Below are 12,399 nucleotides of genomic sequence, written 5' to 3'. Positions count from 1 at the left end.
GTGAAAATCGTGGGGGCCGAAATCCCCCTATCCACGGGCCATAACGCTAACACGCCGTCCGTCACTCAGCGCACCACGACCCGGCAGATCACATCACCCGATCGGCGCAGCGAGGGGTTTTGCCGAACCTCCCACGGCACGGCCCGGCATCAGGAAAAGTTGTCACGTGACCTTCGACGTGGCGGGGAACGCGGCACTCGCGGTGCGCGGCCGCTCGGCGGCGTGGCGGTTCATCGAGGGGTTCGCGGCCGAGTGGGCCGAGCCGATCGAGGCGCGCGACGGCTGGAACCACGCCGACCTGAACGCCGCCGAGGACCGGCTCGGCGTGCGGCTGCCGGACGCCGTGCGCGACGCCTACGCGTTGTTCGGCAAGCGCCCCGACCTCACCAGCAACCAGGACTGGCTGCTCACCCCGGCCGAGCTGCGCCTCGACGACGACGTGCTGGTGTTCCGCGACGAGAACCAGTCGGTCGCGTCGTGGGGTGCCGCGCTCGGCGCCGAGGACCCGCACGTGGTGGTCAAGCTCGACCTGGTGCACAAGGCGCAGGAGCACTGGGACGCCTGGCTGCCCCGGTTCTCGCTGGCGTGCGTGGAGCTGGTGCTGTCGGAGTCGTTGTTCCGCGACGGGGCCGAGACGGCGGACAGGGAGATGTCCGAGGTGGACATCTCCCTGCTGGAGAACCGTTTCGCCCTGCTACCGCTGCACAGTCCCGGCACCCGCTGGTTCGTCGCCGACGACCTGATCGTCCGCGAGGACGAGGGCGAGTGGCTGTGGGCCCGCGCCCGCACCCCGCGCGCCTTGGAGCAGCTCCACCGGGCGTTGCCCGGTGAGTGGACGACCGAGCACTAACCCGCGGTGCCCGGCGAGGACGCCTCCGCGTTGCCCGCCACGCCGTAACGGCCGGAGCGGCCCTCCAGCTGTTCGCGCAACGCCATCACCACGACGACCTGGCCCGCCGGGGTGTCGGAGTTGTCGACCGTGGACAGGATCGAGGTGGCGGCGGTGTCCGCGCGGACCACGCCGATCGCTCCCGTGCCGTTCGCGGAGCCGTTGGCCCCGGCCAGCACCACGCCCGCTCCGGTGCGGTCGAGCTGGGTGGCGAAGCGGGCGATGGTCGACGCGCGGTCCGCGGCCGAGTCACCGATCGCGGCGCCGCCGGTGAGCACGATCGCGAGCTGCGCGGGCTTCACGCCCGAGGTCGCCTTCACGAACCCCGCGTTGGTGAGGCCGGACAACGCCGACGCCATCTCGTCGGCCGTGGCCTGCGGCTGGTTCGAAGTGGAGTTGAGCAGCAGCAACGTGCCGAACAGGCCACCCGCGCGGGTGCCGGGGTCGGCGGCGGTGGGCAGTTGCGAACCGGCGGGCTGCAACCGGGCCACCAGGTCGCGCAGCTGGTCGCCGCGGGACGGGTCGGAGAACGCGTCGGTCAGCTGGATCTCGCCGGTGACGGTGGAGCCGGCGGACTTCAGCAGGCTCGTGAGGGCGTCGCGGTCGGACGGGCGCGCATCGGCCGTGGTGACGATGACGACCGTGCGGTCGGTGAGCCGGTCCTTGACCGCGAGCGGGCCGACGGACGAGGCGAACTTGTCCGCCTCGGTCAGCTTGGCGTTCAACGCGTTGCGGTCGTTCTGCAGGTCGTTCACCTGCTGTGCCAACGAGTTCTTCTCGTCGCTCAGCCCCGACAGCAGCCGTCCGCTGATCGCGGTCGACCCCAGCACGACACCGACCGCCAGCGCGAGGAACACGGCGGTGATCGAAACTATGTGGTAGCGCAGCGTGATCACGAGAAGAACCCCTTGAACCAGTTGACGACGGATTGCCAGCCGTCGACCACGATGTCGACGTAGACGTGACCGACGCCGGACACCGCCAGCGCCGCCGCCATCGCGACGACCGCGGCGGTCACCAGCAGGACGATCACGCCCAGCGAGACCCGGCTGCGGTGCAAGGTCGCGACGGCCTCCCCGTCGACGAGCTTGCTGCCGAGCTTGAGCCTGGTGAGGAACGTGGAGGGGTTGGAACCGGAGTGCCCGCGGTCGAGGAACTCGCGCAGCGTCGCGCGCAGCCCCACCGTGACGACCAGGGACGCTCCGTGTGCTTCGGCGAGCAGCAGCGCGAGATCCTCCGCGTTGCCCGACGCGGGGAACGTCACCGCGCCGATGCCGAGGTCCTGGATCCGCTGCAGGCCGGGCGCGTGGCCGTCGGTCTGCGCGGGCACGACCACCTCGGCGGCCGCGCGCAGTGACGCGGTGCCGATGCCGTCGGGGTCGCCGACGATGATGTCCGGCTTGAGCCCGGCGTCGTGCAGGGTGTCCGCGCCGGTGTCGACGCCGATCAGCACCGGCCGGTACTCGCGGATGTACTTGCGCAGCTTGCGCAGTTCCTCGGCGTGCGACGGGCCGCCCGCGACGACGAGCACCTGCCGGTCGCGCATCGGGACGTACACCTCGGGCACGCCGACGCCGTCGAGCACGAGCGCGCGTTCGCGGCGCAGGAACTCGATGGTGTTGGCGGAGAACGCCTCGAGCTGAGCCGACATGCCGGCCTTCGCCTCGATCATCGCGTCGGCGATGCTTTCGGCGTTCTGCTCGACCCCCTTGGCGAGCTCGCGTTCGCCGGCGTACACGACTCCTTCGTGCAGCCGGATCTTCGCGCCTTCCTTGATCTCCCGCAGCGCGACCGCGCCGACGTGGTCGATCAGCGGAATGCCCGCCTCGATCAGCAGTTCCGGCCCGAGGTTGGGAAAACGCCCCGAAATGGACGGCGAGGCGTTCACGACGCCCACGACCTCGGCCGTGACGAGCGCTTCCGCGGTGCGCCGGTCGAGGTCGACGAGGTCCATCACCGCGATGTCACCGGCGCTGACGCGCCGCACCAGGTCGCTCGCGCGCCGATCAACCCGCGCGACGCCCGTGACACCGGGAAGTTCGTGGTTGGTGCGGCTCAGCAGCCCGGAAAGCTTCATGGGCCGATAGTGACCCACGGTGCCCACGTGACAGGTGAGGCACGCCGGGCAATTCCAGGTGGCTCAGTCGTCGGGGTGAACCACTACGGCACCAAACGCGAGGACCACAGCGGTGATGAGGACCCAAATACCGTTGCCGAACCCGGCTTCCAGCGCCGGATCGATGGCGATGTTGCCTTCCTCGTGAAAGCTGATCGCGTTCAGCAAATACACGAACAACATTCCGGTGACGCCCGCGAGCGCCGCCGCTCCGGCATACGCGACTTTTCGCCACCTGACGCCCGCGAGCACCGCCACGGCCGCGAGCACGACCGGAATGGCGAACAACGGGCCGTGCTCGTCCTTGGTGCCCCCGAAGTGCGTGCTCCACCCCGTCGTGACGTAGGCGGTCTGCGGCTGGCCGGGCGCGAGCCTGATCAACAGCTCCGAGAACGGCAGGAACGTGGCCCCCACCGCGGCGGCCGCGGCGAGCACGAACAACACGGTGCCGGCGATCTTCCTCATGCCGCCTCCCGTTGCACGGCAACGGCTCCGGCGAGCGCGACGACCGTGCCGACGGCGAGGAACACCAGCCCGAACCCGATCGCGAAGTCGCCCTGCTGCTCGATCGCGTGGCCGCGTTCGGACACCACCAGCGCCGCGATGATCCCGGCGGCGCCGAGCTGTCCGGCCGCACCGGCCAGTGCCGCGCGGGTGACCCAGACCCCCGCGACGAGCAACGCCAGCGCGACCGCGACCGGCAGCCCGTACCAGGGGGACAGTTCACCCGCAGGCCAGTCGCCGGGCTTGTTGACGATCTCCGTGCCCCACGCGCGAACCACGACCTCGACACCGCCCGCGTAGCCGGTCGAGTACCACGGCAGCACCAGGGCCGTCGCGGTCAGCACGACTCCGATGGCGATCAGCGCGATCGCGGTGGGTCTGCCGATCACCGGGTCTCCTGCTGCGGTTCGTCGTGCGGGATGGCGAGCCCGAACGGCGGTGTGTCGTCGTCGTTGCCGAGCTGGTGCACGACCACCCCGTCCTCGTTCTCGTCGTCTTCCTCTTCGTCTGCCGACGGTGCCGTGCGCTGCTGGGCGAGCGCGGCCCCGACGAGTCCGATGATCGCCGTGATGACCAGGAGGTGGAAACCGCCGTGGAAGCGAACTTCGTTGTTGTCGTTCGCGGACTGGTACTGCGGGTCGGAGATGTTCGCCGCCAGCTCCCGCACCAGCACCACGTAGAGGAACACGACCCCGGCCAGCACCCCGGCACCGCCCATGGCGAGCGGCCGCCCGACGAACGCGGTCCGTTCGCGGACCAGCAGCACCACGGAGGCGGCCACGACCAGCACCGCGAGCACGACGGGCCAGCCGGCGCCGAAGATCGCGGGCTGGTCGGGCGGGCCGTCGGCCGGGTCCGAGGTGGTGTTCCACAGCGTCGTGGTCACCGTCATCCGGTGGCTGAAGCCCCGGTAGACGATGCTGAACATGGGTTGCAGCGTCCCGATCGCGGCCAGCAGGGCCGTGAGGACGAGCAGCCCGAGGCTGATCCTGCGACGGTCAATCACTCTTCGGCTCCACGATCACCGGATACCCGTACGGCGGGGTGTCCGTGTCGTCCGCGTCGTCGGCCTGGTGGATCACCACGCCGTCACCGGTGTCCGGACGGGGTTCGGTCCGCGGCAGTTCCTGGTGCAGCACGGCCGCGATGACGGCCAGGCCCGCGGCGACGATCAGCATCGTGACGCCGTCGCCCTGCTCCACCTCGATGGGCACGGGCGAGTCGAGCGAGCCGAGTTCGTCGATCAGCCCCTGCACCCGCACGACCGCGGACCAGGCGGCACCGACCAGCAGCCCGGCGCCGAGCAGCGTGCCGATCCGCAGGGCGGGCACCCGGAACGCGAGCACGGCCGACACCAGCACGACGACCGCGCCGCCCACCACCGGCTCCCCGAACTCCAGGGGTTTGAGCAGCAGGAACTCGCGGAAGTCGTCGCGTTGCACGGCCCACGTCGTCGCCTCGAAGCGCAGCGTGCGGCGGTTGACCACGAACTGCACCGAGTAGGCGTTCAGGAACGTGGCCACCACCGCGAGCCCGGCCGCGACGCACACCAGCACCGCGCCGAAGACGCGGCGCGTCGTCACAGATCCGGTCACCCTGCCCATCATGCCGAACTCGAGCGGTGTCAGCCCTTCTTCTTGCGCCTGCGCACGACCGGCGCCGACGACTTGTCGGCCTTGGCCGCGGCCAGCAGCTCCTCGGCGTGCGCGCGACCGGTGTCCGTCGAGTCCATGCCGGCGAGCATGCGGGCCAGTTCCACGACCCGTTGCGTCTCGTCCAGCTTGCGCACGGCGGACCGGGTGAACGTGCCGTCGGCGGACTTGTCCACGACGAGGTGCCTGTCCGCGAACGCGGCGACCTGCGGCAGGTGCGTCACGACGATGACCTGGTGCGAGCGGGCCAGCCGGGCGAGCCTGCGCCCGACCTCGACCGCCGCCCGGCCACCGACACCGGCGTCGACCTCGTCGAACACCAGCGTGGGCACCGGGTCGGAGTGCGACAGCACGACCTCCAGCGCGAGCATGACGCGCGAGAGCTCACCGCCGGACGCGCCCTTGTGCACCGGCAGCGCGGGCGCGCCGGGGTGCGAGATCAGCCGCAGTTCGACGTCGTCCACGCCGGACGACCCGGCGTGCAGGATCGAGCGGCCGACGGTCAGCGCCTGCGCGTCGCCCGACTCGGCGTGCCGGGGGCGGACGGCCAGTTCGACCGTGGCGTGCGGCATGGCGAGCCCGTCGAGCTCCTCGCTGACGGCCTTGCCGAGTTCCAGCGCGGCCTCGGTGCGCGCGGCGGTGACCCGTTCGGCCAGGCCGGCGAGTTCGACGGCCAGCTCGTCGCGCCGGGTGGCCAGCGCGGTCAGCGCCTCCTCCGACGTGTCGAGGCCGTCGAGCCGGGCGCGGGCGTCCGCGGCCCAGGCGATCACGCCGTCGACGTCCGCCGCGTACTTGCGGGTGAGCGCCTTCAGCTCGGCCTGCCGTTGCAGCACGGCCTCCAGGCGGCCGGGGTCGGCCTCCAGGTGGTCGAGGTAGCCGGAGATCTCGGCGCCGACGTCGGCGAGCAGCGTGGCGGCCTCGACGAGCCGGGGTTCCATCTCGCGGAGCTTCGGGTCCTCGGACGCGGACAACCTGCGCGCGGCCTCGGAGATCAGCCCGAGCGCACCGGGGTTGTCCGGGTCGCCCTCCAGGGACCCCGACACCGCGAACTGCGCGCCCTGGGCGGCTTCGCGGAGCTGGTCGGCGTCGGCGAGGCGGCGGGCCTCGTCGTGCAGCTCGGTCTCTTCGCCCGGCTTGGGGTCGACCGCGTCGATCTCGGTCAGGCCGTGCCGCAGCAGGTCGGCCTCGCGGGCGAGCTCGCGGGAGCGTTCGGTGCGTTCGCGCAGCTCGTTCGAGACGCGCAGCCACTCCTCGCGGACCGACTGGTACGCGCGCAGCGGCTCGCCCACGTCCTCGCTCGCGAACCTGTCGAGCACGGCACGCTGCTCGGTCGGGCGCATGAGGCGCAGCTGGTCGTTCTGACCGTGCACGGCGATGAGCTGCTCGGCCAGTTCGGACAGGACTCCGACCGGCACGGAACGGCCGCCGACGTGCGCGCGGGAACGGCCGTCGGACCCGACGGTGCGGATCGCGATCAGCGACCCGTCCTCGTCGGCCTCGCCGCCGACCTCCTCCGCCACCTTCGCGGCAGGGCTGCCCGCCGGAGCCTGGAAGCGGCCTTCGACCACCGCTTTGTCAGCCCCGGTACGGACCCGCGACGCCTCCGCCCGGCCACCGCCGAGCAGGTGCAACCCGGTCACGACCATGGTCTTGCCCGCGCCGGTCTCACCGGTGACCACGGTGAATCCGGGATCTAGTTCAAGGGTGGCCTCGTCGATCACGCCAAGGCCATTGATGCGCATCTCGGCCAGCACAGGGCGAACCTTACTTGTCGACTCCGACATTTCCTCGCGGGCACCGTAACGAGCCAGTGCCGACGCACCGAGCGGCGCGGTCAGCCTGCCGATGGTCCCCGCCAGCCCTTCACCGGCAGGTCGAACTTCTCGACCAGCCGGTCCGTGAACGGTGCCTGGCGCAGCCGCACGACCTTCAGCGGTACCGCGCCCTCCACGATCTCGATCCGCGCGCCCGCGGGCAGTTCGAACGTGCGCCGCCCGTCCGCGGACAACGCCGCCGGGTGCCCGGTCGCCTCGATCTCGAACGCCACGTGCGACTTCGGCGAGACGACCAGCGGTCTCGCGAACAGCGCGTGCGCGTTGCTCGGCACCACCAGGATCGCCTGCACGTCCGGCCACACGACGGGTCCGCCGGCGGAGAACGCGTAGGCGGTGGACCCCGTGGGCGTCGCGCACAGCACGCCGTCGCAGCCGAACGCCGACACCGGGCGTCCGTCGACCTCGACGACGACCTCGAGGATGCGTTCGCGGATCAGCTTCTCGACGCTGATCTCGTTGAGCGCCCAGGTCTGCACGACGACCTCGCCGTCGACCTTGGCGATCAGGTCGAGCGTCATGCGCTCTTCCACGAAGTAGTCGCGTTCCAGCACGTGCCCGACGGCCTCGTGCAGCGCGTCCGAGTCGGCCTCGGCGAGGAACCCGACGCGGCCGAGGTTGACGCCCAGCACCGGCACGCGCGCGGGGCGGGCCAGTTCGGCACCACGCAGCAGCGTGCCGTCACCGCCCAGCACCAGCACGAGTTCGGTGCCTTCGGCCGCGTGGTCGTCGGCGGGCACGACCTTGGTGCAGCACGACGGGCCGAGGTCACGCGCCTCGTCGTCGAGCACCCTCGTCGTGACGCCCCCGACCGCGAGGCGGCCTGCCACCTGACGGGCGAGATCGATGTTGCTCTGGTGACCGGTGTGGACGACCAGCAGGACTTCCCTCATTGGGGCCCTTCTTCGACGGCGGTGCGCACCATCTCTGCGGCATCGGTCGCTTCACCTTTGCGCAGCCAGAGGAAGTATTCGACGTTGCCGGACGGGCCGGGCAGCGGGCTCGCGACGACCCCGTGCACGGCCAGGCCGAGTTCGGCGGCGGCCTTGGTCACCTCGAGCACGGCGTCGACGCGCAGTTCGGGTTCACGCACGACGCCACCGGAGCCGAGGCGTTCCTTGCCGACCTCGAACTGCGGCTTGACCATCGGCAGCAGATCGCCTTCCTCGTCGAGGCACGCGGCGAGTGCGGGAAGCACAAGCCTCAACGAGATAAACGAAAGATCGGCCACCACGAGTTCAACTTCGCCGCCGATGTCCTCGGGCGTGAGGGTGCGGACGTTGGTCTTGTCCTTCACCACGACCCGGTCGTCGGTCTGCAGCTTCCAGTCCAGCAGGCCCCTGCCGACGTCGGCGGCGACGACCTGCCGTGCGCCCTTGCGCAGCAGCACGTCGGTGAAACCGCCAGTGGATGCGCCCGCGTCGAGACAACGCTTTCCGGTCGGGTCGATCTGGAAGCCCTCGAGCGCACCGATGAGCTTGTGCGCGCCCCGCGACGCCCAGTTGGGGTCGTTGTCGATGTCCTTGACGACGACCGCGTCGGAGGTCTCCACGGCGGTCGCGGGTTTGGTCGCGACGGTGCCGCGCACCTTCACGCGCCCGTCCGCGACGAGTTGGCTGGCGTGCTCACGGGACCTGGCGAGCCCCCTGCGCACGAGTTCGGCGTCGAGCCGCACCCTGCGAGGCACTGTGCATCACACCTTGTCGATGCTCGACAGCGCGTCGGTGAGCGTCGCGTGCACCGCGTCGAACCGGGCCACGTGCTCGTCGAGGGGAACGTTCTCGAGCCCGTCGAGCCGCTCCAGCGCGCCTTCGATGGCGTCGGCCGGGTTGGGCGGCGGTCCGGGCAGGGGGTAGCTCACTCCTCTTACGGTAGCCGATGCAGTACCGAGAGGTCCGCGCCGACATACGTGGGCTTTTGCTCATCCGGAAGCGCTTGCGCTTCTTGTTCGGTCGATACACCCGTGAGCACGAGCAGTGAGTCCATGCCGGCGTTCACCGCGCCCAGGATGTCCGTGTCGAGGCGGTCGCCGATGACCAGCGGGCGGTGGGCGCCGAGGTCCTTGGCCGCCTGCTGGAGCAGCGGGGTGGCGGGCTTGCCGGCGACGAGGGGTTCCTGGTCGGTCGCGGCCTTGAGGGCCGCGACGAGGCTGCCGTTGCCGGGGAGCAGGCCGCGTTCGGTGGGCAGGGTGGCGTCGACGTTGCACGCCACCCACAGCGCGCCGTTGCGAATGGCCACGGTGGCCTCGGCCAGCTCACGCCAGCCGAGGTCCATCGAGAGGCCCTGCAGGACCGCCACCGCGCCTTCGGCGGTGTCGGTCGGGACGAGCCCGCGCTTCAGCACCTCGGCCTGCAGGGCCTTGGTGCCGAGCACGAGCACGGTGGAGCGCTTCGGCAGGCGTTCGGCCAGCATGGCCGCGCCCGCCTGGGAGGAGGTGCTCACCTCGTCGACCGTCGTCTCGAACCCGAGCTCGACGAGGTGGTCGGCCACCGTCTGCGGTGAGCGGGAGGCGTTGTTGGTGACGTAGCGGATGCCGACGCCCTTGCTCCTGGCCGCCGCGATCGCTTCGGCGGCCCCTGGCACGGCTTCGTTTCCGCGGTAGACGGTGCCGTCGAGATCGATCAGCAACGCGTCGTACCTGTCGACCAACGTCTCGCTCACTGCTGCCCGGTCTCCTCTGGGGTGTCCTCGTGGGTCAGCTCGAACGCGCGCTCGGCGGCGTCCGTCTCCCCCTCGTCGTCAGCCTCGGCGGCGTTGAGGAACCACTTGACGGCTTCCTCGGTACGCCCGGCCGCGGCCAGGTTGTCGGCGTAAGCGTAGAAGAGCCGCGCGGAGTACGGGGTGCGCTGCCCCGGGTCGAGGTCCGGCCCCTGCAACGCGACGACGGCCGCGTCCAGCTGACCCATGTCCCGGCGAGCACCGGCCGCGACGATCCGCAGCTCGATCTCGTCCTCCTGGCTGAGCTCCTTGGCCGCCGGGTCCTTGGCGAGGTCGATGGCCCGCTCCGGCCGGCCGAGCGCCCGCTCGCAGTCCGCCATGATCGCCAGGTGGCCCGGTCCGGGCATCATCCGGCGGGCGGCCCGCAGTTCGCTGAGCGCCTCGGCCCACTCGTCCGCGAAGTACGCCGTGAGCCCGGCCGCCTCGCGCACGACCCCGACCCGCGCAGCCTTGCTGCGCGCGTACCGGGCGTGCTCGAGCGCGAGCTCCGGCTCCTCGTCGATCAGCAGCCCGGCCGCGGCCAGGTGCTTGCCGACGAGCTCCGCGAGGCCCTTGGGAAGGCTGCGCAGCTCCAGCTTGATCTCGGGGTCGAGCAGCGACAGGTCGGCTTCCTCCGGCAGCTCGGGCCGTCCGCCACGGGGCGCGGGCGCCTCGTGGCGAACCTCGCCGGGCTCGTCAGCGTCATCGGCCTCGACGCTCGGGGTGCCGGCCTCGACGACCTTCTCGGTCTCGTCGGTCTCGTCGGTCTCGTCGGCCTCGGTCTTGCTCTCGACCGCGTCCTCGTCGGTGTCGACGTCCTCGTCGGCATCCTCGTCGACATCGGTGTCGGCCTTGGCGGCTTCACGGCCGGCGGCGGCACGCGTGGCGGCAGCGCCGTCACCGAGCCGGTAGCCGGCACGCTCGCCGGTCTGCCCGGTCACCTCGGCGGCGCCGTCCTCGACGGTGTCCTTGCCAACGGTCTCCTGCTCGGCGATGCGCTCCTGGAACCGCGCCGCCCGCTCACGGCTGCGCTCGTCCCGCTTGTCGTCAGCGGCCGGACGCTCGTCGTTGCGGTAGCCACCCCGGTCGTCGTCGCGACGGAACCCGCCCCGGTCACCGGAGTCGTTCTTCCGGTAGCCACCGCGGTCGTTCGAGTCGCTCTTGCGGTACCCGCCGCGGTCGCCGCCGCGGTCGTCCTTGCGGAACCCACCGCGGTCGCCCGAACGGTCACCCCGGTAGCCACCGCGGTCGTTCGAGTCGTCCTTGCGGAAGCCCGGACGGTCACCCCGGTCGCTGCGGAAGCCACCACGATCGCCGGAACCCTGCCCACGGCGATCGCCGCCACGGTCGTCGTCACGCCGGAAACCGCCGCGGTCGCTCGAACCCTGACCCCGGTAACCACCACGGTCACCGCCGCGGTCGTCCTTGCGGAATCCGCCACGGTCGTTCGAGTCGCTCTTGCGGTAGCCGCCGCGATCGCCGGAGTCGTCCTTGCGGTAGCCGCCGCGGTCGCTGGAACCCCGGTAGCCGCCACGGTCGTTCGAGTCGTCCTTGCGGAAGCCCGGACGGTCGCCCCGGTCGCTGCGGAACCCGCCGCGCTCGCCGGAGTCGCTCTTGCGGTAGCCGCCACGGTCGTCATCGCGACGGAAACCGCCACGGTCGCTGGAGCCCTGACCCCGGTAACCACCACGATCGCCACCGCGGTCGTCCTTGCGGAACCCGCCACGGTCACCCGAGCGCTCGCCGCGGAAGCCGCCACGATCGCCGGAGTCGTCCTTGCGGTAGCCGGGACGGTCGCCGGAGCCCTGCCCGCGGTAACCACCACGATCGCCGCCACGGTCGTCGTCACGCCGGAAACCGCCGCGGTCGCTCGAACCCTGACCCCGGTAACCACCGCGGTCACCGCCGCGGTCGTCCTTGCGGAACCCGCCACGGTCGTTCGAGTCGCTCTTGCGGTAGCCGCCGCGATCGCTGGAGCCCTGACCCCGGTAACCACCGCGGTCACCCGAGTCGTCCCTGCGGAAGCCGGGCCGGTCGCCCCGGTCGCCGCGGTAACCACCGCGATCGCCGGAGTCGTCCTTGCGGTAGCCACCACGGTCACTCGAGCCCTGGCCGCGGTAGCCACCGCGGTCGTTCGAGTCGTCCTTGCGGTAGGCCGGGCGGTCGCTGCGGAAGCCGCCGCGGTCGCCGGAGCCCTGGCCGCGTGAGCCGCCGCGGTCGCTCGAACGGTCGCCGCGGTAGCCACCGCGATCGCCGGAGTCGTCCTTGCGGTAGCCACCACGGTCACTGGAACCCTGACCGCGGTAACCGCCGCGGTCGCCGGAGCCGGCGCGGTTGTCTCGACGGTCGCCGCTGTTGCTGCGGTCACCGGAGCTTTCGCCGCGCTGGGAGTTGTTGCTGAACTTCCGATCGCCTGCTGGACGGCCACCCTCGGAACGGCGCGGTCGGTCTCCCTGGCCACGCTGACGGTCGCCGGGACGATCCCCGAACCTAGACACCAAATCCTCCTATGGACACGCTGAAAGGGGCCTGTGAGCGAGCACTTAAATTGTGCCCCGCAATCACAAGCCCCTTCAGGGAAGAAGTTCGGCGGCGACCTACTCTCCCACACCGTAACCAGTGCAGTACCATCGGCGCAGAAGGGCTTAACTACCGGGTTCGGAATGGGACCGGGTGTTTCCCCAACGCTATAACCACCGAAACACTATG

13 protein-coding genes and 1 rRNA gene are annotated in these 12,399 nt (G+C 71.2%); 1 reads left to right on the top strand and 13 read right to left on the bottom strand.

Features of this window, described 5'->3' with window-relative positions:
* Positions 1–166 precede the first annotated feature (166 nt).
* Positions 167–850 carry a hypothetical protein gene (locus tag QSK25_RS34250; protein WP_285644494.1) on the top strand — a complete coding sequence of 228 codons (684 nt, stop codon included), beginning with the start codon at positions 167–169 and terminating at the stop codon, positions 848–850.
* Here the strand turns inward: QSK25_RS34250 and QSK25_RS34245 are convergent.
* The 13 genes from QSK25_RS34245 to rrf form a co-directional block, all read right to left on the bottom strand.
* On the bottom strand, positions 847–1,785 hold the full coding sequence (locus QSK25_RS34245) for a copper transporter (RefSeq protein ID WP_285644493.1): 939 nt from the start codon (positions 1,783–1,785) through the stop codon (positions 847–849). The genes QSK25_RS34250 and QSK25_RS34245 overlap by 4 nt on opposite strands.
* Entirely contained in the window at positions 1,782–2,966 is a 1,185-nt protein-coding gene (gene steA / locus QSK25_RS34240; protein ID WP_285644491.1) for a putative cytokinetic ring protein SteA, read from the bottom strand. The genes QSK25_RS34245 and steA overlap by 4 nt, the downstream gene beginning before the upstream one ends.
* A 63-nt stretch (positions 2,967–3,029) precedes the next feature.
* Entirely contained in the window at positions 3,030–3,470 is a 441-nt protein-coding gene (locus QSK25_RS34235) for a hypothetical protein (protein WP_285644490.1), read from the bottom strand.
* Entirely contained in the window at positions 3,467–3,898 is a 432-nt protein-coding gene (locus tag QSK25_RS34230) for a hypothetical protein (RefSeq protein WP_285644489.1), read from the bottom strand. The genes QSK25_RS34235 and QSK25_RS34230 overlap by 4 nt, the downstream gene beginning before the upstream one ends.
* A complete protein-coding gene (locus tag QSK25_RS34225) occupies positions 3,895–4,515 on the bottom strand; it encodes a hypothetical protein (RefSeq protein WP_285644488.1) in 621 nt (206 codons plus the stop codon). The genes QSK25_RS34230 and QSK25_RS34225 overlap by 4 nt, the downstream gene beginning before the upstream one ends.
* A complete protein-coding gene (locus tag QSK25_RS34220; protein ID WP_285644487.1) occupies positions 4,508–5,104 on the bottom strand; it encodes a hypothetical protein in 597 nt (198 codons plus the stop codon). Before QSK25_RS34220 ends, QSK25_RS34225 begins: the two co-directional genes overlap by 8 nt.
* Before the next feature lie 29 nt (positions 5,105–5,133).
* On the bottom strand, positions 5,134–6,915 hold the full coding sequence (gene recN, locus QSK25_RS34215; RefSeq protein ID WP_285644486.1) for a DNA repair protein RecN: 1,782 nt from the start codon (positions 6,913–6,915) through the stop codon (positions 5,134–5,136).
* An 80-nt stretch (positions 6,916–6,995) separates the two neighbouring features.
* Complete coding sequence (locus tag QSK25_RS34210; protein WP_285644485.1) at positions 6,996–7,886, bottom strand: NAD kinase; 891 nt, start codon at positions 7,884–7,886, stop codon at positions 6,996–6,998.
* Positions 7,883–8,680, bottom strand: coding sequence for a TlyA family RNA methyltransferase (locus tag QSK25_RS34205; protein WP_285644484.1), 798 nt, complete (start codon positions 8,678–8,680; stop codon positions 7,883–7,885). Before QSK25_RS34205 ends, QSK25_RS34210 begins: the two co-directional genes overlap by 4 nt.
* 6 nt (positions 8,681–8,686) lie before the next feature.
* Positions 8,687–8,854 carry a hypothetical protein gene (locus QSK25_RS34200; protein ID WP_189159503.1) on the bottom strand — a complete coding sequence of 56 codons (168 nt, stop codon included), beginning with the start codon at positions 8,852–8,854 and terminating at the stop codon, positions 8,687–8,689.
* A gap of 5 nt (positions 8,855–8,859) precedes the next feature.
* A complete protein-coding gene (locus QSK25_RS34195) occupies positions 8,860–9,654 on the bottom strand; it encodes an HAD-IIA family hydrolase (RefSeq protein WP_285644480.1) in 795 nt (264 codons plus the stop codon).
* Complete coding sequence (locus tag QSK25_RS34190; protein ID WP_285644478.1) at positions 9,651–12,188, bottom strand: hypothetical protein; 2,538 nt, start codon at positions 12,186–12,188, stop codon at positions 9,651–9,653. The genes QSK25_RS34195 and QSK25_RS34190 overlap by 4 nt, the downstream gene beginning before the upstream one ends.
* A gap of 86 nt (positions 12,189–12,274) precedes the next feature.
* Positions 12,275–12,391, bottom strand: a 5S ribosomal RNA gene (gene rrf / locus QSK25_RS34185).
* Positions 12,392–12,399 lie beyond the last annotated feature (8 nt).

This window comes from Lentzea sp. NBRC 102530, assembly GCF_030269365.1.
Lineage (GTDB): Bacteria > Actinomycetota > Actinomycetes > Mycobacteriales > Pseudonocardiaceae > Lentzea.
Note: the sequence above shows the minus strand (reverse complement) of the source record. Positions and strands in the feature narration are given on the sequence as shown.